The organism is Terriglobia bacterium (genome assembly GCA_020072645.1).
In the GTDB taxonomy this organism is placed as follows: Bacteria; Acidobacteriota; Terriglobia; order Terriglobales; family Acidobacteriaceae; genus Angelobacter.
Map to the genome: position 1 here is coordinate 290,816 of JAIQGK010000005.1, position 19,609 is coordinate 310,424.

Here is a 19,609-nt window from a genome sequence, read left to right on the forward strand (position 1 = left end):
TGGCGGAGTCATTGTCGCCGCTCGACGTGGCGTACGCTGGCTCAATGGGATCGCTGATGGAAGGCCCGTTGAAATCTTCCGCAGCGCAAACTCTGAAGCTCGATCTCCATGGCCGCGCCCAGGGTTCCAACGCATTGGCGCAGTTGATCGTCGGCGGCAGCATTCGTCCGGACGTTTTTATCTCCGTCACACCTGCTCCCGTGCTGACCGTGCTGCGCGCCGGCAAAGCTGAAAGCGCGCATCCCATCGCTCGCACAGAGATGGTGATTGCCTACAGTCCGAAAAGTAAATTCGCAGAGAAGTTTGCCATCGCGGCGCGAATCGCGGGCAGCGAAATATTAGGCCCGCTCCCAGCCGGGATAAAGCAAGATCGCCGGCCTGCCCCTGCTGTTGCGTGGTGGCAACTGCTGCAGGAGCCCGGCTTGCGCTTCGGCCGCACCGATCCTGTTACTGATCCTCAGGGCCGCAACATTATTTTTACGCTGATGCTGGCCGAGAAACTGCTTAGGCGTCCTGGACTGGCAGAGAAAATTCTTGGCCCCACAATCAACCCGCAGCAGATCTTTACCGAGCCCACAGTAATGGCTCGACTGCAAAGCGGCGAACTCGACGCCGCGTCCGCGTACAAGATCCAGCCCGGCCCTTTCAATCTTCCTTATGTCACTCTGCAACCAGAGATCAACCTGAGCGGAGAGCTCGTTCACACCGATCATCCTGAGATCAGCCTGACCGTAAACGGCAAAACGTATCAGCCTGAGCCGTTGATCTTTTACGCCGTGGCACTGAACGACGCGCCTAACAAAAGCGGCGCGGCCACTTTCGTCGAATGGCTCACAAGCGATGAAGCTCAAGCTATCTTCCGCGGTTATAACTATGATCCGCCGGGTTCGGCCTCTGGACTACACGCATGAGCAATCCACGCCACTGGATTGCCCGCACTGGCGCAGCGCTGTTCGCGCTTGCGCTGTTGTATCCATTCACCGCGCTCCTTGCTCACATCGGACCATGGCAGTGGGGCGCAGACGTTCGCGGTCCCGCGCTCGCGTCAGTCCGTGTCTCGCTTCTCCTCACTGGCGTTGCGATGCTACTCATCATCGCCGTGGGCACGCCGGTGGCTGCCTACATTGCGCGCTGCTCCACCCGAGAGCGTCTCTGGTGGCAGGCCATTTTGCTTGTACCCATTTTGCTTCCGCCGCTGGCACTCGGCATCCTGCTCACTCTCGCCTTCGGGCCTTATGGATCGGTCGGCGCGATGCTTGAGCATCTTGATCTGCGCTTGACCAACAGCGCCGCCGCATTCATCGTCACGCAGGTTTATGTCGGCATGGGCTATTATGTTTTGGGCGCCGTCGCTGCGTTCGATTCCGTTCCTGCTATCCTGCAAAAACAGGCAGCGCTTCTTGGTCTCACTCCGCTGCAAGTTTTTCTGCGCGTCACGTTGCCGCTCTCCCGTCTTGGACTCGCCGTGGCGCTCAGCATCGCATGGGTGCGCGCCATCGGAGAATTCGGCGCTGTCGTCGTGACGGCTTATTATCCTTCAGGCATGCCGGTGCAACTCTGGGTCAATCTGCAAAGCTTTGGATTGCCCGCCGTGATGCCGCTGCTCGTCGTCTTTCTGGCCGTGGCTCTTCCGCTGCCATGGCTGGTGCATGTGCTGGCCCAGAGAAATCGCCATGCTTAAAGCGCACATCATCAAAAAACGCCGCGACCTCCAGGTCAACGTCACGCTTGAACTCGAACCTGGCAGATCCGTGGGATTGTTTGGCGCTTCCGGCGCGGGCAAGAGTACGGTGCTCGCATGCATCGCCGGCATTGAGCAGCCCGATGGCGGCTTTGTCCAACTCAACGGCCTGCAACTCTTCCCGCCGTCGCTGCCGTTGCACCACCGTCCGCTCGGCTATCTCACGCAGGATCCCGGCCTTTTTCCTCACCTGAGCGTGAGCAAAAATATTTCATTCGGTATCTCCCGGGAAACAGCCGGGTCCGCTGAACAACAGCAGTGGATCGCCACTTTGCGTGACCGCCTTCAGCTCAGCGCTCTTTGGAACGCGCCCGCATCTCTGATCTCCGGCGGACAGGCACGCCGCGTCGCTCTGGCCCGCATGCTCGCGCGCAAGCCGCCGCTCGTCCTGCTCGACGAACCTTTTGCCGGGCTCGACCGCCAGCTTGTCCGCGAGCTGATTGACGATCTCATCTTCTGGAGCCGGCAGATCGGCTTCAGCATGATCGCCGTCGATCATCAGGCTGAAGTGCTCAAACGCCTTTGCCCGCAACAGGCCATAGTAATCGAGCAAGGCAAAATCGTGCAGCGCTGCTGTTGGACTGAGCTTTACCGCGCGCCGGCAACGCCGCTGCTCGGATCATTGCTGGCGCCGTTATGAAAATAAATGAAATCGTGGACCGTAGCCGCCCCCGGCTGCGCGGAAGTGCTTTCTGGTCCGAGCATCATTTACAGAAGGAAGGAGTAGACACATGCAATCTGCACCGCCAAAAAAACTCTATCCGCTGCGCGATGCCTGCAAAGTCCTGGGCGTGAGCTATCCCGCGCTCAAGCAGTGGATTTACAAAGGCAAGATCAAGACCGTAAAAACTCCTGGCGGCCATCATCGCATTCCAGAAACGGAGATTGATCGACTGCTGCCCGCCGTTCCGCAACGCGGCACCGTACAAACGCGCAGAGAAAGTTTCCGTACTATCAGCGGACGCAATCAACTTGTCGGACGTGTCGTCGAGTTAAAGATTGAAGGCCTGATGGCGCAGGTCACGCTCTCCATCGCCGGCCAGCGCCTTACCGCCATTATCACCGCTGACGCTGTGCGGGAGATGCGGTTGGAAAAAGGCCACATCGCCGCTGCGCTGGTAAAATCCACGGATGTGATGGTAATGCGGGCGAAGTAGATCCACTGTGCGGATCAATAACCTGGTAAGAGTTGTCGTGCAGAAACAATCCCGCCCTTTGCGTGGTGAAGTAAAAGTATGAGGTGCAACGGTTTCATTCGCGCCTCACGGTTTAAAAAAGCATGCGTAGTGCCGCAAAGGCTACTTCCTCTCGGCATTGCTCGGCGCCAAAGTGGGATGTGTATCGTCTCTCTGTTCCCTGGCGATCGGGCCGAGATACATTAGGCCCTTTAAAACCCGGCGGTCTTTGTCATTGATCGGCAGGTTCAATGAATGGGCCGCATCTTCACTAGCTAGTCCGCATTGGCCGGTCGCAGGATCACAGCAGGTTTCCGGTTCTTGGAGCTTTTTGCAGCCGCTTAACTGGTGCGCGTTGACCCACTCCCTGATCAATGGCAGTTCGCGATACACACTCTCAACGAACACTGAAGGATACAAAGGAGCATTGATCTCAACGGGCACATGCATGGCCGGATCAAAGATTGCCAACCTCGTTCCGTGCTGACCAAAGACAAAGGTGGCGCGATAATTAATTTCATGCCCTTCAAGCATCGCGTGCACCGTAAAAGCACCATAGCGCGACCACTCTCCCGGATGGGCGACCATTACCAGATCTTTTACTGTGGTCACGCCGGTTATCCGCGCCGACTGAGTAGTTTGTTCCCGCCGATTCGCCTGCTGCTCACGCGAAGCATGGGCTTGGTTCCATGTCGGTTCATACCAGCTGAGGAAAAAATGCTGATCATTGATCCCTATATTCCCGCCCCCGGAATGGACATCAATGACATCTTGCGGTGCGTCAAGGTTGAGCAACCACGTCCAGGGCTGGCCTTCGATTTCTGAAAAATTTCCGACTTGAAAATCGCTAAGGGTGAATCGGGCGCCGCCATCCAACAATTCAAGCGCTTTGGCTTCAGTTAGCGCCGGCGCGTGGCGCATGATAACGTTCAAGAGAACACTAATCTGCTGCAGAAAGCCTAGCTTGGAGTAGTACTTGCGAATAATCTGCTCTTCCTGTGACATGTGGAGGGAAGCATCAACCACAGCAAAGGCCCGGGCATACTCCATCTCTTTGAGTCGCCGATCATTGGCTTGCTTGGCTTCGTCCTTTAGTTCGGTCGTGACTTCGTCGTTTCTCGTTTCCTGACTGCCGTCCCCATAGGTAATCGCATCCAGATCTATTGCAGTTAGCTTTGCGCCACTTATCGATTCCGTCAGGATCTCGCCTGGCTTCAAAGCGCCATTGCTGACTGATTTACCGCGTGAAGCGCCTTCATAAGAATATGAGAGTCGAACGGTAGCGATTTCTTTTGTAGATATATTTGTTACCTTGACGGTGGCTGACGTTCGGTCTTCGTTATAATGCGCGTCCAGCCGCGCGCCGACTATGCGGTTGCCAGCCGATGGGCTTGGAGATTGACAAAAGATATTCGGTGCTAACAGGACTACTAGCAGGGCAATTGCTGAAGCTTTCATTTTTTCGTACCTTTTGCGAATAGCAACCTCGGGTTGGCCCGTGGCAGCAATGTTACACCAGAATTCATGTTCCTCCGAATAGTTAAACAGTACTCTCTTACTGAGCTGACTCCGTTATTACAAATAACTCAACCACCAATTTCGCCTTGTGGCTTTCACGTTGGCAAACCATCGGCAGACCGGATAAAGCAACAGCACCACCAGCAACCACACGCCATACACCGTCCACAAACTATAACCAAAGTTCGCCGGAAACAACTTGGCCGGTCCGCCCATGGAGGGCAGCGGATTGAACACGAACCTGGCCGCCGAACTTCCATAGCGCAGCCACGCCCCAAGCACTGCCAAAATATGAATTAAATAAAAATGCAGGATGAAATAAAACATCGGCACCCGCCCAAAGACCACCAGCGGATTTGTGGGCTTGAATGCGAGCCGGTCAAACCAGGCCAGCACCAGCAATGCGGGCCCCAGCGTCATCAGCAGAAAATCGAGCGATCCCGGATATTTGGTGCAATTGAGAAATGAGAGCGCGGTAAACAACGCTGACTTCTGGTGCGCCCACGGGGCCGGATCGCCATAGTGGTTCCACGCCCGTAGCGCGATAAAGGCGGTCGTCATCGCCAGTCCAAGCCTGATCATGATTCGGCGGCGCGCTTCGGGCTCCATCTGGAAAATGCGGCCAAAGCAGAATCCCGCGGCCATCACCGCAATCCACGGCAGGAACGTATAAGTCACCAGCACCATCTTGCCCGCCACGGGAATAACGCCGGGCTGATGCAGCAGGTTCCAGGCCCACGCGCCGGAGCCGAACTGCGCCGCGCGGATTCCATCCAGGCAATTGTGCAAGACAATAATGACGATACTCAGCGCGGCCAGCCAGCGCACGGGCACATACACCAGTGCCGCCATGGCGAGCAGGCAAATGCCAAAGATCCAGAGAATCAAAAGCAGAATCAGGAAGCGCAGCGAAAAATTAAAGTTGTAAGCAAACTGCATCACCGTGAGTTCCAGCGCAATGAACCAGAGTCCGCGCGTCCACAAAAAGCGCGAGAGCTGGCCTTTCGTACGGTTGCGTCCGTAGAGATAAATTCCTGTGCCCGCAAGGAACATGAACACCGGCAGGCAATAATGGGTGGTCCAGCGCGTAAAGAATAAGATCGGTGTGGTTCGACTGAGATCGGTTGGAGAAAAGACCGCTGCGCTGGCATGAAAGAAATCGCGCACGTGGTCCAGCGCCATGATAATCATTACCAGCCCGCGCAGGGCATCAATGGACAGCAGGCGAGTGCCGGGTTGCGCCCGTTTCGCTGAGGTGGCGGGCGTCGCCAACGAATCTAAAGATGAGTGCATGCAGGGACTTATTGTCCCGCATCTGCTGGAAAAAAGTCAGGCCAGACTGTTGCCGAACTGGGAGCGTGCGTTTCGTCCCTGCTCAGCGCGGTGTCAGCACGGCGTAGCGCGTAACCGTATAGCCCAGTGCCGCTCCCAGAAATACGTCGGACGGGAAATGCGAGCTTGTGGTCACGCGGGAAAAGCTGATGGCCGTGGCCATACCGTACATCACCCATGGCACCCAGCGATGGTTGTGGTAGCGGCTGGCAATCACCGTGGCCACGGAAAAAGCTCCGGCCGCGTGACCGGAAGGGAAACTGCTGCCTTTAAACGGCGACTTGCCGCCGGCAAAAAACGTGTTGTGAAAATCGCCTCCCGGAGGCACGTCGCTGGGCCGCTTCCTGCGCGTGATTGCCTTCACCGCCAGGTCAACCACGGCGGAGTCTGCATAAGCTTCACCCGCCAGCAGCGCCGTACTCACCTGATATGAATCATGCCGGATGTACCCTGACATCATGAGAGTCGTCGGGATGGCGATTACCTCCGCCGTCGTGATCGTGCTATCGAAGGGATCGTTCAGACGGTCCAGGTTCACCGCATGCTCCTGGAAATACGGCATCACATGTGGATCGGCGACGATCAACCCCGCCGTTACGCCGCTGATCGTCAGCGTTGGCAGCCAGTGATGCCCCTTGCCCAGTTGCACAGGAAATGTCCAGATGTTCTTTTGATCGCGAAGAAAGTCCTTGGGCAGGCTCTTCCATGTAACTTCGCGCGCCGCCGGTGACTTGTTGTCATCTCGTGGCGGCCGCGACGATTGCTGATTGTCCGGCAGCCCGCCGCCGGTTGTCTGCGCAAAGGCCTGGCTCGACGCACCAAAGACCGGCGCAAAAGCCATGCCGATAGAGAAAGCGATAGCAAGAAACGATTGCTTGATTTTGCGGCTCATCGACTTTCTTGGATGCGCTTCTCTGGTCTGGGTATGCCACTGGTCTGAATCCTCATTTTCGGCAGTTATGGCGCGGGCTTTTCGCTGTTTCCTCCAGTCCCGGTGCGGACGTGGACGAATAGCTCAAACATCGGCAATGGTGCAGTTTGAGTCGGCGGCCAGATAGAGACTCTGGCGAGAAAGTTAAGACGAACCTTACCGCATCGTCATCCCAGACGCCGTCAATGAGGGCGCGCTCTCTTCAGCGCCCGAATTGGGAACAGGGACCTTTTGCGTCCATAGGCGCTCTGCTTGTGAAATAATTGTGGGTTTGCCCCAAGGCATCCAGGAAATGTGGCACAGGCACTCTTGCCTGTGCTGTCTGCAGAGCAAAGCTGCTTTGGTCGAACTGCGAAAGCGGTTTGGAGCGAAGCGACATAGTTAAAGGATATATAGGCGGCAAGGCACGAATCGCCGAGCCGCCTGCATCAGGGCTGAGAACGTTTCAAGACATCGATACTGCAAAAGCGGTTTGGAGCGAAGCGACATAATTTATGGACTTTCAACTTACCGACGAACAATTACAGCTTAAGAAATCCCTGCGCGACTTCGCCGAACGCGAAATCCTGCCTAACGTGATGAAGTGGGATGAAGCCAACCACTTCCCCCTTGAGACCATCAAGGAACTCGGTCGCATGGGCGTGCTGGGCACCATCTTTCCCGTCGAATATGGCGGCGCCGGCCTGGGTTACGTGGAATATGTGATCGCCATTGAAGAGCTTTCACGGGTGGACGGCTCAGTCGGCATTACTGTGGCCGCGCACAACTCGCTCTGCTCCAACCATATCTTCCTGGCGGGCGATGAAGAGCAGCGCAAGAAATATATTCCCAAGCTTGCCACCGGAGAGTGGCTGGGCGCGTGGGGACTCACCGAGCCAGGCTCCGGCTCTGACGCGGGCGGCGCGCGCATGAGCGCCGTACGCAAAGGCAAAAATGGCGGCTGGGTGCTCAACGGCACCAAAACTTTTATCACCAACGGCCACCATGCCGATGTCGCCGTGGTTGTTGCCGTGACTGACAAGACCGCGCACACGCGCGGACTTTCGGCGTTCATCGTGGAAAAAGGGACCAAGGGTTTTCGTCCCGGCAAAAAAGAAAACAAACTTGGCTTGCGCGCCAGTGATACCTCTGAGCTGATCTTTGAAGACTGCCATATCCCAGAAGATGCGCTGGTAGGCGCTGAAGGCCAGGGCTTTGTAGACGCCATGCGCGTGCTCGATGGCGGCCGCATTTCCATCGCCGCGCTCGGCTTGGGCATGGCGCAGGGCGCGTATGAAGCGGCGCTCAGGTATTCCAAGCAGCGGCGCCAGTTCGGCAAAGCCATCAGTGAATTCCAGGCCATACAATGGAAGCTGGCGGACATGGCCACGGAGATTGACGCCGGACGCCTGCTCACCATGCGCGCCGCCGCCATGAAAGATGCAGGCATGAAGACAACGCAGGAATCGTCCATGGCCAAGCTTTATACCGGCGAAGTGGCGGTCAGGTGCGCCAATGAATGCGTGCAGATCCACGGCGGCTACGGCTTTATCAAGGACTATCCGGCAGAAAAGTTTTATCGCGACGTGAAGCTCTGCACCATCGGCGAAGGCACCAGCGAGATCCAGCGACTGGTGATCGCGCGTCAGTTGTTGAAGGATTAAAAGACAATGAATTTCACCGCAACGGCCGCAAAGAGCGCCAAGGATGAAAACGAGCTGAGCAGAGGTATTCTGGATGCCGCCTTCAGAGTACATTCGGCGTTAGGGCCGGGGCTGTTGGAGAGCGCATACGAAGCGTGCCTTGCTTACGAACTGCGCGCCGAAGGACTCAGCGTTTTGACGCAGGTCCCTTTGCCACTCGTTTATCGCGAGGTGACGCTTGATGTTGGCTATCGTCTTGACCTGCTTGTAGAGGACTTGGTTATTGTCGAAGTCAAATCTATTGACGCCCTGTTAGCGATTCATCAAGCGCAATTGATTTCGTACCTCAAGCTCAGTGAAAAACGTTTGGGCCTCCTCATTAATTTCAATGTTGTAAGGTTGAAAGATGGCATTAAGCGATTGGTGAATGGCTTGTAAGTTTCGGGCGATCCCACCGCAAAGACCGCAAAAGAGCGCAAAGAAAGAAGATTGGACCTCATGAATCTTGGTAGGACTCGGGGGATGGTTCCGGATGAAATTGAAGACTAATCTCCCTTCGCGTCCTTTGCGCCCTTTGCGGTGAAATATTTGGATTAAGAGGATAGGAAATAGAATTTGCCCTCACAGGAAACAATCCAACGTTGGGTCGATCGCGTACGCTCCGGCGACGTGCGCGCGCTGGCACGCGCCATCAGCACCATTGAAGACAACCGCCCTGAATCGCGCGCGCTGCTGAAAGCTCTCTTCAACTTTACGGGGCGCGCCCGCGTGATCGGCCTTACCGGCGCTCCCGGCGCGGGCAAGAGCACACTGGTCGATCAACTCGCCCGCGAATATCGCAAGCAGGAGCACACGGTCGGTATTCTCGCCGTCGATCCCACAAGCCCATACACGGGCGGCGCCATTCTGGGCGACCGCATCCGCATGCAGTCTCACCATGCTGATCCGGGCATCTACATCCGCAGCATGGCCACGCGCGGCAACCTGGGCGGGCTCGCCCGCGCCACCACTGACGCCGCAACGGTGCTAGACGCCGCGGGCAAAGACATTGTCCTGATTGAGACCGTGGGTGTGGGACAGGATGAAATCGATATCGTCCGCCTTGCCGACGTGACCGTCGTGATCCTCGTCCCCGGCATGGGCGACGACGTGCAGACCATCAAGGCCGGCATCATGGAAATTGCCGACATTTTTGTCATCAACAAAAGCGACCGCGAAGGCGCAGACCGCGTGGAGCGCGAGATACGCTCTATGCAGTCGCTGGCCATCCGCTCGGACAAGTGGACTCCGCCGATCGTCAAGACCGTGGCCATGGATGGCAAAGGAGTTCCTGAACTCGCGGCGGCAATCGTGAACTATGAGCAATTCCTTGAGCAAAAAGCTTTGCTGTTGAAGAAGAAGATATCAAGCTGGCGCGAGCGCCTGATTGAAATGCTGCGCGACGGCCTTCTGGAACGGCTGCTCAGCGAGCGCCTTCCGGAAGAAGAGATCGCTCGTCTCGCCGCCGAAATCGCTGAACACAAGCGCGATCCTTATTCGCTGGTGGAGGAGATTGTCAGCAGCTTTACTGCGGAGAGAAACGAAGTCCGCGGCAACTAACATGCTGCTAGCTGTAGAGACGTAGCATGCTACGTCTCTAGGTTTGCCGCATCGGTTATCTCGCGATTCTCGACATGATTAGAGCGGAGAAAAGAAAAGGTCAGGATCGAGTAACACTCCATCACTCACAGATTGCATTAGGATTGGTCTGAGGAGTGGGATTCAGAGCTAAGGCCAAGAGCTAAAAGCCAAGAGCCAAAAGCGAACGGCCAAGTACCAGCTACCAAGTACCGCACCGCCAGCAAGCATAGGAGCCCGACACACCATGTCCCACACCATTGACCATCTAGGAATCGCCGTTAAGTCGCTGGCGCAGGCGCGCAAATTTTATGAACAGCTGGGGCTGGAAGTCCTGAGTGAAGAGACCGTGCCATATGAGAAGGTCAAGGTAGCGATGATTCCTCTGGGAGAAAGCCGCATCGAGCTACTGGAAGCCACGAGCGCTGATTCAGTGATTGCCAAATTCCTTGAGAAGCGGGGCGAAGGGCTGCACCACGTCGCCATCCATGTCCCTGATCTCACGCAGGCGGTTGAGAACCTCAAGAAGACCGGAACGCGCTTTGTGTCGGAGGAAATCAAGATCGGCGCCGGTGGACATCTTTATGTCTTTGTTCATCCCTCCAGCACCGGCGGCGTGCTGCTGGAACTGGTGCAGGATGTGCCAGAAGGGGTCTGAGGAATTGCCAAAATCGCCGAGACTCCCAAAATTGGCAATTGAAAACCAAAAGACCTTTGATGAAGAGCCAATTACAAGTCAAGGATTCTGACCTGGAGTATTCCGGCGAAGATGGCAGAGTATTCTGGTCTCTGCCGATCCCATCGATTGCCCTGATAGCCGAGTACACCACGAACGAAGGCCCTCTGTTCGATGATTATTTCCTGGTTTTTATAACTATAGAGGATATGTTTTATTTTCACACTGCTTCATTTTATGCTGCCAGCAGAGATGAAACCCTTGCAGCTCTTAAGAAACTTTTGGGTTCGACATTTGAGCTTAAGCTCATCGGCTCAACCGAATGGGATTCGCATGCGATGTGGCCGCAAGAGATTGCAGGCAATAAATATTTCCAATTCAAACCTGTGCGCCCCGAGACAATGCTGCAAAAAGTGAAAGAAAAGCTGCTGGGACCGACGCGTGAATATAGTCTTGCCAAACCAATTCAGGAGTATTTGCAGAGCCGACTGAAAGATATTCGTAACTCTAAATGACCATCATTTCAGCCGCTGCTCCGTCAGCAGCCCCAACTGGTCCACTCCCGACGAGCGCAGATCATTCACTGCCTCAACTAAAGAACCATACCTGGCGCGCGCGTCCGCGCGTACATAAACAATCTTGTTGGCGCGATTACTCAGCCGGTCTCTGAGTTCTTGCGTCAGGATTTCGCAGGTGACCTTCTCGCTTCCCAGGAACATTTGCCCATCGCGCATAATCGAGAGAATAAGAGCATCCGCTCTGTCGGCATCGGACATAGTAGCGGGGTTCAAGGTCTTGACCAAATCCACAGGAACACCCGGATGCAGCATCGGCGTAATCACCATAAAAATAATCAGCAGAACCAGCATCACGTCCACCATGGGCGTTACGTTGATGTTGGAATTGATTTTTGCGCCGTCATTGCGTAAGACAATTGCCATATCGCTCCTTGCCGACCACAACCGCTGTTAACGCTTCACCACAACCGCGCGTTTCAGAAAATAATCCACCAGCTCGCTCGACGAGTTGTCCATCTCCACGTCAAACGCTTTGATCTTGGTGGTGAAGTAATTGAACATCATCACCGCGGGAATGGCGACGGTCAGTCCGAGCGCGGTCGTCACCAGCGCTTCAGAAATTCCGCCTGCCACGGCGCTGATGCCTGTGGCGTTCTCGCCCTGGATTTCGCGGAAGGCATCGATAATGCCGATCACCGTGCCCAGCAGCCCTACGAACGGCGCGGTTGATCCGATAGTGGCGAGTCCGCTCAGGCCGCGCTCTAGTTCAGCGTGGACGATGGCTGCAGCCCGCTCCAGCGCCCGCCGGCTGGCTTCAATCTTTTCGCCCGGAATTTCTTCAGATTGCTCATGCATGCGAAACTCCAACAGCCCCGCGTTCACCACCTTGGCCAGATGACTTTTCTTGTTGCGCTCCGCCACGCGGATAGCTTCATCGAGTTTGCCTTCACGCAACGCACCGGCGACAATCGGGGCAAACTGCCGCGACTGCTTCCGCGCCGCCTGAAACGCGAGCCAGCGGTCCATCATCACGCCCATGGACCACGCTGACATGCCAAGCAGGATAATTGCGATGGAGCGCGCCGGCCATTGCATGTGCAGCCACATTTCCCACAAGCTAAAGCGCTGTGCGCCGCCGCTGGTGGATTGAAACAGTATCAGAGCGGCCATAGGCACTTTTACGAAGATGGAGCTGGCGAGATGAACGACAAGCATAAGTGACAATCCTCCGGTGGACTCCCGCTGAAATTCACTCGAACTGCGGCAGTCGCGATGGGCCTTATACTTCGGGCCGTAGGATTGTTTTGACACCAACTCTTCGGCTTTTGCTCCCGTGAACATGAAGGCATTGCAAGAACGGGGCAAACCCCTCAAATTCGTCCATCAACAAGTGACGATTGTGTCTGGCATTCACTATTGATTAGGCAGTAAAATCCCCACCCGGGAGCACCAGATATGACGAGACGGCATCTGCGACACGGGCTCTGTTTTTTCGCTTTTTTCCTGGCAAGTAGCGCCGCTGTTTTCCCGCAGGCCCCGCTGACGGTTGGGCCGCTCACGGTCACCATCCCCCCGGGTTGGACCAAGCAGGAATTCTTCGGGACCGTCAAGTATTATTCTCCGGGCTCCACGCCGCAACAGTTTTTGCGGATCCAGTTTCTTCCTGCGGAAGAGACAACGCAGAGCGTGGCTCAGCGTCATTCCACGATCATAGGAAACCTTGCCGGCATCATGAAGCCCGGCACGTCGCCGCAAAACGGCGTGAGCGGCAACTTCATCTGGTCAAAAATTGACGTGCAAATGCCAAACAATCCGCCGGAAACCATGGTCTGGTACAGCGCTAAAACTGGATCGACATACGTGGCTGTTGGCCTGGAAACAACAAGCCCTGACCTGCTTGCCCGGAATTTTCCGGCTGTCAACGCCATGCTGGCTCGCGCCTCTCTGAAAGGCGCATCCGCGCCACCTGCGGTCTCAAATGCGCCAAATGGAAATGCGCCTGCCGGCAACGCATCCGGCAGACCCGGCGCAGTCGGTCTGGCCACGCTCGATGAATATGTTTTCACCGCGCCAGCGGGATGGGCCGCGCAGAAGCTCTCCGATGCCATCATGATCTCTTCACCTCCGTCGGAGACGAATGAAAAGTGCCTGCTCTACCTGCTGCCAATGCGCCCCGCCAGCGCCAACCTGCTCCAGGACGCCACCAACGCCTTTCGCGACGTATGGCTGCGCAATTTCGTGCTGCGCAACCAGACACCCGCCGGCTTCGCCTTTCCGGAATCGATCATTCACGGCTATTCCGGACAGGGCTGGGAGTACGTCATCATCCGGCGCGGCATCGCTCAGCCTAATAATCCGCAGGAAAGTCGCCTCGGCTTTGTCATGGTTGCCAAGCTGGACAACCGCCTCGCCGTCATCTCCGGTCTCTCCAAAGATCCTCTGGTGAGCGCCTGCATGGGAGAGAACAGAGGGACCACCAACTGGCCCAAGTTTTTTTACAGTCTCAGCTTCAGGAACTGGCAGCCGGGCGATCAAACTCAGACCATGCGCAAGCTTCTGGCCGGAGAGTGGATCGCCGCCACCGCCACGGCCGGCGACAAGATTACCTTCGCTGGCAATGGCCGCTTTGCCAACGCCGCCGCGGCCCAGCAGCATCATCTCGGGACGAATGAGCTGATCACTACAACGCAAGCGTACTTCGGCAACGGCAGCTACACTCTGCGGGGCAACGCAATCACATTAACGCAGGATGACAACAGGACCGATCACGGCTTCTTCCGCGTGGAACAGGAAAGCAAGGACGAAGGCCGAACCTGGGCCGATGTACTGTATCTCATGCGGACCAGCTCAGTCGACGGTGCAGAGTATGAGCTGAGGTTCAAGAAACAGTAGTCATCATTCGTCAATGTTGTCTACGGTCAGCTTTGTCACCCTGGCTGGCCAAACATTGCCATGTTCACATCAAGCAGGCTTTGACCCAGCAATTTATTCTGGCTGTGATTTCCTACATCGAATGACGCTCCACCTATTACAATCTTGCCTCACATGGGCGGATTTTTTCTTTACATCCTTGTGGAGTACCTGATTCGAGTGACGAGCCGCGCGATCAAGAGACGCCGTAGCCGCGATTGACGAAAGCAATCGTAGTAAGTGCCAGGTATGATAAGACTTCCAGCTGCCATCTGACTGAAGTTGTTTATACATATCGCTCGAATGGCGAGCCGTACTCAGGCATGGATAAAAAGCCTTTTTGGTTCTCCAGTAACGCTGAGATTTATATTCGTGATCTGCCTCCGGCTACGCACTTTATTGTGTGCGTGAAGCCCAATCATCCGGAAGTTTCCATCGTGCCCTAGAATTCTCGTCGGGGGGACTATGGAGCAACATAGCAGAACGACTGATTGACGGGCCGCTGATGCGCAAGTAGGCTTCCGCTATGCATTCCCGCCGGACGTGTGTTCTATTTTTTCTCCTGCTCAGTCTCGCATTGTGCGAACAATCTCACGGGCAACGGATGCGAACGCGCACGTGCGTGGCTTTTGCTCCGGATGGGGCCCTGGCCACAGGCACAGTCAAGACAGACGAAGTTGAGATCAAATTGAAGGTGTCTGATGCGCCTGTTGTAACCACACATACCTCGGTTCCCAATTCCAGAAGCTGCGAGGAAACATTCAGCAACGACGGAAAGTGGCTGGCGACCGTGGTGTCCGGCAGTGAACTTACGGTTGTAATCCATGACAGCAAGACCGGGAGCATACACAAGCAGTTTTCTTCGGAATGGCGGCAAGTCGCTCATCAGCCTATTGAGTGGAGCTATGAGTCTTCCTTTTTAGGTGGATTCCTTCCCGATGATTCCCTTATCGTGTGGCGATACGTTCCTCGGGCGGTTGCAGACCCTGTCGATGCTTCACATATCGACTTGCACCTGCAACGCTGGAGTATTGAAGGCGAAATGCTGTCTGAGCTGGACCTTGGAGATCTTGGTTTCGGTGTGGGCGGACGGCACCCTATCTTTGCAAATGGACTTGGCCTGGTGTGGGTCCCCGGAAGATGCGCTTCGCCGTGTTACAAAAAAATAAAAATTTCCGGAGCGCAGGAAGCTGGCTTTTTGAACTTGCCAGCCGACGTTGCCACAGGCCCCGCGTTCTTGCCGGACAACAATGGACTGCTTAGCATCCTGGGACAGCGTTCAATCCAGAAGGTTGCCTTGCTTGACCCGACGGGACGGTTACAAAAACAGGTTACTCTTCCCTATTTTCCAAATCTGCTCCGGCCGGTGGTGCCGGATTGGTTCTATGTCGATGGAAAGGAAATCTCAAGGGATGGAGAAATCGCGGCTGTGGCGAGGACGCGCGTGGCGTGGGTGCTGGTGGATACAGACCGCGACTGGGGGAGCGAGATTGTCCTGCTGAAAATGCAGCCTTTGGCCGTCGCCACTGTTCTCAAAACAGGCAAAGGCGGGATCGGCACAATCGCCGTGGACCATCGCAATGGCATGGTGCGCCTGGTTGGTTTCTGGAAAGAACGCTGGCACGACATGAAATATGACGAACAGCATCCGGGCAAATGGACCGAAGCCAACAACTGATCGCAATTGTGGACCTGCCCATACGTTATTCTTGATATAGGTTCCCTCGCTGCGCTCGGGACTAAAAAAGAAAAACCAATGCTCCTTCTCGCCATCGACACATCAGGCCAATCCGGCGGCATCACGCTGGCCCAAGCGGACGCAGGGTCGTTCCGCATAATAGAGTCCGCGGCGATTGCCGGCGGGACGTTTTCCGCGCAGCTCATTCCCACGCTGGCGGCGCTTCTCAAGAAACATGGATACGGCGTGAAAGACCTCGGCGGTTTTGCGGCAGCGTCAGGGCCGGGATCATTTACCGGACTGCGCGTGGGACTGAGCGCAATCAAAGGCCTGGCAGAAACCTTGCACAAGCCGATTGCCACCGTCTCCGTGCTGGAGGCGCTGGCCTCTCTGGCGGATCGCGACGGAAAAATTGCCGCAGCGATAGACGCGGGCAGGAAAGAAGTTTTTCTCGGCTTGTATCAGGCATCCGGACAAAACTCTGATCCCACATTACTAATGCAGCGCGAAGAATTATTGACGCAGCAGGATTTTCTGGCCACGCTTGGCACGGAACGTCCTGCGGTGATCATCACCAGTGATCCTGCTCTGGCCGAACTCGCTTCAAGCTCTCACTCTGCCGTCGTAGTCGTTACCGCGCCCGGCAGTGAATTGATTGCGCGCATCGGCGCAGGAAAACTGCTTGCGGGTGAAACAGTCTCTGTGGAAACGCTGGATGCCAACTATCTGCGCCGGTCTGATGCTGAAATTTTCTTCAAAGGAAACCGCTAAGCTTGATTCACCGCACAAGCATTACCGGAGTAACGTTCGCGTGAGCAACGTCCGGGTCCGTCCTGCGGAGCCCGCCGATCTTCCTCGGCTTGTGGAAATCGCGTCGCACTCAGCCACCGCCGCGCAATGGAACCAAGCTGAATACCTGAAGCTGTTTTCGCCTGACGAGCCTAGGTCCCAGCCCGAAGTCGATCCGCAGATCGTTAATCAGAAGGTCGCTAACCTGAAGATCATTGATCCCCAAAGCCAGGCCTCTCGAATTGCCTTGGTTGTGGAGCAGTCGGGCAGCGTCGTGGGTTTCATCGTCGGCCACCAGGTTGCAGACGAATGGGAGATTGAAAACATTGCGGTTACGGCTACGGCGCGGCGGTGCGGCCTGGGTTCACGACTGGTGGGTGAGCTGCTTGATCTGGTGCGCAGTCGTGGCGGAAAGAGTGTTTTTCTTGAAGTGCGGGAGTCCAATCGCGCGGCACGGTCTCTTTATGAGAAATGGGCATTTCTCGAGGTTGGACGCAGAAAAATGTACTATCAAAACCCGGCAGAGGATGCCCTGATCTTAAAATTTATATTTCCATAAAAGAGGCCTTTTTGATTGAACCAGCCCTGACCGTGTGTTAACGTTCCGTTAAAGAACACGCAGGAGGTTCTTCAAGAATGGTGGATTCCGTTCGCGAACAGCTTCTCGCCAGTCACGAAGAGTTTCGTAGGCTGGCCCAGGAACACACTCAACACTCCCAGCGGCTTCACTCCCTGATTGAAAAAAGATACTTGACGGAAGATGAAAAGCTGGAAGAAGTGCGTATCAAGAAGGTTAAACTTCGTTTAAAAGACCAGATGCAAATGATTGAGCAGGAATATCTGCGGTCCCACCAGACGCAGGTCGCTTAACTCGCTCATTCAGGGTCTGATCTCACAGCCTCTCCTTGAAAGGACCAATGGTCTTTCAGGAGAGGTTTGTTATTTTGTGCAGGGGAATCTCTCGCCGCAGATTTATGCGGACACGCAGATCGAAGCAAAGTCTTTTCAGCCGCGGATGGACGCGAAAACGCGAATAAATCTCTGAGTTCAGCGGCGAAAGAGAACAGCGACGGAGTGGCGGGAAATACACGAGCATCTCTAGCAACAAAAAAAGAAATGCGCTTTAGGTCCGCTACCGATGACGGCGGTCTCACTGATACGGGGGCCCAGGACCGTGCCGCTTTTTGGCGGGGAGTGGGTTCGGATCCCGGCGATTCCTAAAATCCGGCCAGCTTTCTATCCAGCTCCAGCTTTTCCTGTTTCAGCCGCAGCAGTGCCGCCACGTCATTCTTGCGCTCGGCCTCCACAATTCCGCGCTTAATCTCGCCTTCACGCTGGCTTATCTGCCGCCGATGCCGCAACGCATTCAGCGCTCCGGCCAACAGGTCCGCCGTAAGCGGATCATCTTCACGCATCACAATCTTCGCCAGCCTCTGCCGGTCCGCATCGCTCAGCGGCAGCGCCATCACGTCTTCGGCGCCTTCGCCGCGCTCCACTGCCAGCGCATTCTGCAGGATCGCCTCCAGCAACGTCTCCGTCGTCAGCCCAGAGTGCAGGCGCTCTTCCGCCAGCGCATCCAGCGCCATGTGACGCAGCTCCGCTTCGTCACCGACCACGGAAGTCGCGGCCCGCACCAGCACTTTCTCCGCCGGCGTCACGTCGGCATCCGGCTCATTTCGCAGATTGCCGGCGGCCCTGCTCACCGCTGCTGCTTTAAATTCCTGCCGCAGCACCGTTGTATCGATGTTCAGCTTCTGCGCTATATCATTGGCCAGTTCGTCGCGCACAATCCTGCTGGGCACGCGATGGATGTGCGGCAGCAGAAAGTTCACCGCGTTCTTTTTTCCCTCCGGGCTCCGCGTTGGAAACAGCTTCAACGCGCGCTCAACCAGATAGTCAAAATATTTTGCCGAGCCCTTCAGCGCCTTCGCATACGCTTCAGCGCCGTTCTTCCGGATAAACAAATCAGGATCGAATCCCGCCTCCAGCCGCAGCACGCGGATATTGAATTCTTCTTCCAGCAGCATGCCCAGAGATTTGTCCGTGGCCGCCGCGCCCGCCGTATCGGGATCAAAATTCACCACAATATCTTTGCTGAACCTTCCCAGCAGCCGCACCTGCGTCTCTGTAAACGCCGTGCCGGAACTCGCCGCCACGTTGTGAAAGCCCGCGGAATACACGGCAATACAATCCATCTGCCCTTCCACAAGTATCACGTAGCCCAGCTTGCGGACCGCCTCTTTCGCGCGGTCAAGGTTGTACAGCACGCGGCTCTTGGAATAGATCGGCGTCTCTGGTGAATTCAAATACTTCGGCCCGGACTTTTCGTCCTTCGCCAGCGTCCGCCCCGTGAACGCAATGATCTTTCCGTTTTCATTGGCGATCGGGAACATGATCCGGTTGCGGAACTTGGAATACATCGCTGCCGTATTGCCCTCGGACCCTTCTTTAAAAGAAAACAGGCCCGATGCCCGCATCATCTCTTCACTGAAGTCGGCCTTCAACCGGTCTTTGAGCGTAAAGCCTGAATCCGGCGCAAACCCGATTCTGAATGTCTTGATCGTCTCTTCCTTCAACCCGCGACTCGTAAGGTATTCGCGCGCCTGCGCTCCTTCGGGCCTCCGCAGCTGTTCTTCAAAGAACTTGCAAGCCCGTTCATGCATTTCGATCAGCCGTCCGCGCTTGCCCGCGTCCTCGGCTTCGCTCTCAGAGCTGTATTGCATTTTGGGCAGCGGGATGCCCATCTTCTCCGCCACCAGCCGCACCGCTTCAGGAAAGCTGATCTGTTCCCGCTCCTGCACAAATTTAAAAACGTCGCCGGACTTGCCGCACCCAAAGCAATGGAAGAACTGCCTCGTGGCGTGGACAGAAAATGACGGCGTCTTTTCTCCGTGAAACGGGCACAGGCCAACAAAATTCTGTCCGCCGGCTTTCTTGAGCTGGATGTAGTCGCCAATCACGCGGACAATGTCCGCCTGCTGCCGCACCGTTTCCTTAAAGTCGCTGAGAGTGGTCATGAACGCTTCACATCATTTTGCTTGAAAAATCTCGGAAGGGGAATGCCAGAACTTTGGTGCAAATGTGCAAACCATGGTTGTGCTC

General features: G+C 55.8%; 21 protein-coding genes. 15 read left to right on the top strand and 6 right to left on the bottom strand.

The features are described from left to right. Positions 1–44 precede the first annotated feature (44 nt). From LAO76_09850 to LAO76_09865, 4 genes are all read left to right on the top strand, one after another. Positions 45–911, top strand: coding sequence for a substrate-binding domain-containing protein (locus LAO76_09850; GenBank protein MBZ5491221.1), 867 nt, complete (start codon positions 45–47; stop codon positions 909–911). Then, positions 908–1,681, top strand: coding sequence for an ABC transporter permease subunit (locus tag LAO76_09855; protein MBZ5491222.1), 774 nt, complete (start codon positions 908–910; stop codon positions 1,679–1,681). The genes LAO76_09850 and LAO76_09855 overlap by 4 nt, the downstream gene beginning before the upstream one ends. After that, complete coding sequence (locus tag LAO76_09860; GenBank protein MBZ5491223.1) at positions 1,674–2,381, top strand: ABC transporter ATP-binding protein; 708 nt, start codon at positions 1,674–1,676, stop codon at positions 2,379–2,381. The genes LAO76_09855 and LAO76_09860 overlap by 8 nt, the downstream gene beginning before the upstream one ends. Before the next feature lie 91 nt (positions 2,382–2,472). After that, the gene (locus LAO76_09865; protein ID MBZ5491224.1) at positions 2,473–2,898 is read left to right on the top strand and encodes a helix-turn-helix transcriptional regulator; all 426 of its coding nucleotides are present in this window, start codon (positions 2,473–2,475) and stop codon (positions 2,896–2,898) included. A 141-nt stretch (positions 2,899–3,039) separates the two neighbouring features. Here LAO76_09865 and LAO76_09870 read toward each other — a convergent pair whose 3' ends face one another. The 3 genes from LAO76_09870 to LAO76_09880 all read right to left on the bottom strand — a co-directional run bounded on the left by LAO76_09870 (position 3,040) and on the right by LAO76_09880 (position 6,658). Continuing rightward, positions 3,040–4,374 (bottom strand): hypothetical protein, encoded by a 1,335-nt coding sequence (locus tag LAO76_09870; protein MBZ5491225.1) that lies wholly within the window; start codon positions 4,372–4,374, stop codon positions 3,040–3,042. A 117-nt stretch (positions 4,375–4,491) separates the two neighbouring features. Then, positions 4,492–5,727 carry a heparan-alpha-glucosaminide N-acetyltransferase domain-containing protein gene (locus LAO76_09875; GenBank protein ID MBZ5491226.1) on the bottom strand — a complete coding sequence of 412 codons (1,236 nt, stop codon included), beginning with the start codon at positions 5,725–5,727 and terminating at the stop codon, positions 4,492–4,494. 82 nt (positions 5,728–5,809) lie between these two features. Next, entirely contained in the window at positions 5,810–6,658 is an 849-nt protein-coding gene (locus LAO76_09880; GenBank protein ID MBZ5491227.1) for a phosphatase PAP2 family protein, read from the bottom strand. A gap of 533 nt (positions 6,659–7,191) precedes the next feature. Between LAO76_09880 and LAO76_09885 the strand changes: the two genes are divergently transcribed. The 5 genes from LAO76_09885 (at position 7,192) to LAO76_09905 (ending at position 11,127) form a co-directional block, all read left to right on the top strand. Then, positions 7,192–8,340, top strand: coding sequence for an acyl-CoA dehydrogenase family protein (locus tag LAO76_09885; protein ID MBZ5491228.1), 1,149 nt, complete (start codon positions 7,192–7,194; stop codon positions 8,338–8,340). A gap of 6 nt (positions 8,341–8,346) precedes the next feature. After that, positions 8,347–8,757: a GxxExxY protein gene (locus LAO76_09890; GenBank protein ID MBZ5491229.1), complete on the top strand. Its 411-nt coding sequence runs from the start codon at positions 8,347–8,349 to the stop codon at positions 8,755–8,757. Positions 8,758–8,952: 195 nt separating this feature from the next. Continuing rightward, a complete protein-coding gene (meaB, locus tag LAO76_09895) occupies positions 8,953–9,918 on the top strand; it encodes a methylmalonyl Co-A mutase-associated GTPase MeaB (GenBank protein ID MBZ5491230.1) in 966 nt (321 codons plus the stop codon). A gap of 265 nt (positions 9,919–10,183) precedes the next feature. After that, positions 10,184–10,594, top strand: coding sequence for a methylmalonyl-CoA epimerase (mce, locus tag LAO76_09900; protein ID MBZ5491231.1), 411 nt, complete (start codon positions 10,184–10,186; stop codon positions 10,592–10,594). 59 nt (positions 10,595–10,653) lie between these two features. Continuing rightward, positions 10,654–11,127, top strand: coding sequence for a hypothetical protein (locus LAO76_09905; protein MBZ5491232.1), 474 nt, complete (start codon positions 10,654–10,656; stop codon positions 11,125–11,127). Positions 11,128–11,130: 3 nt separating this feature from the next. Here the strand turns inward: LAO76_09905 and LAO76_09910 are convergent, their stop codons facing one another. Beyond that, a complete protein-coding gene (locus LAO76_09910; GenBank protein MBZ5491233.1) occupies positions 11,131–11,553 on the bottom strand; it encodes a biopolymer transporter ExbD in 423 nt (140 codons plus the stop codon). A 27-nt stretch (positions 11,554–11,580) separates the two neighbouring features. After that, positions 11,581–12,345: a MotA/TolQ/ExbB proton channel family protein gene (locus tag LAO76_09915; GenBank protein MBZ5491234.1), complete on the bottom strand. Its 765-nt coding sequence runs from the start codon at positions 12,343–12,345 to the stop codon at positions 11,581–11,583. Positions 12,346–12,585: 240 nt separating this feature from the next. On the opposite strand from LAO76_09915, the gene LAO76_09920 reads away from it, so the two are divergent. The 6 genes from LAO76_09920 to LAO76_09945 all read left to right on the top strand — a co-directional run bounded on the left by LAO76_09920 (position 12,586) and on the right by LAO76_09945 (position 17,377). After that, entirely contained in the window at positions 12,586–14,022 is a 1,437-nt protein-coding gene (locus LAO76_09920) for a hypothetical protein (GenBank protein MBZ5491235.1), read from the top strand. A gap of 236 nt (positions 14,023–14,258) precedes the next feature. After that, positions 14,259–14,486: a hypothetical protein gene (locus LAO76_09925; GenBank protein ID MBZ5491236.1), complete on the top strand. Its 228-nt coding sequence runs from the start codon at positions 14,259–14,261 to the stop codon at positions 14,484–14,486. Between the two features lie 158 nt (positions 14,487–14,644). Beyond that, positions 14,645–15,718, top strand: a complete 1,074-nt coding sequence (locus LAO76_09930) for a hypothetical protein (GenBank protein ID MBZ5491237.1) — start codon at positions 14,645–14,647, stop codon at positions 15,716–15,718. Positions 15,719–15,796: 78 nt separating this feature from the next. Next, the gene (gene tsaB / locus LAO76_09935; protein MBZ5491238.1) at positions 15,797–16,489 is read left to right on the top strand and encodes a tRNA (adenosine(37)-N6)-threonylcarbamoyltransferase complex dimerization subunit type 1 TsaB; all 693 of its coding nucleotides are present in this window, start codon (positions 15,797–15,799) and stop codon (positions 16,487–16,489) included. A gap of 40 nt (positions 16,490–16,529) precedes the next feature. Then, positions 16,530–17,066 carry a ribosomal protein S18-alanine N-acetyltransferase gene (gene rimI / locus LAO76_09940; protein ID MBZ5491239.1) on the top strand — a complete coding sequence of 179 codons (537 nt, stop codon included), beginning with the start codon at positions 16,530–16,532 and terminating at the stop codon, positions 17,064–17,066. 77 nt (positions 17,067–17,143) lie between these two features. Beyond that, positions 17,144–17,377: a YdcH family protein gene (locus LAO76_09945; protein MBZ5491240.1), complete on the top strand. Its 234-nt coding sequence runs from the start codon at positions 17,144–17,146 to the stop codon at positions 17,375–17,377. 347 nt (positions 17,378–17,724) lie between these two features. Here LAO76_09945 and dnaG read toward each other — a convergent pair whose 3' ends face one another. Then, positions 17,725–19,524: a DNA primase gene (gene dnaG / locus LAO76_09950; protein ID MBZ5491241.1), complete on the bottom strand. Its 1,800-nt coding sequence runs from the start codon at positions 19,522–19,524 to the stop codon at positions 17,725–17,727. Positions 19,525–19,609 lie beyond the last annotated feature (85 nt).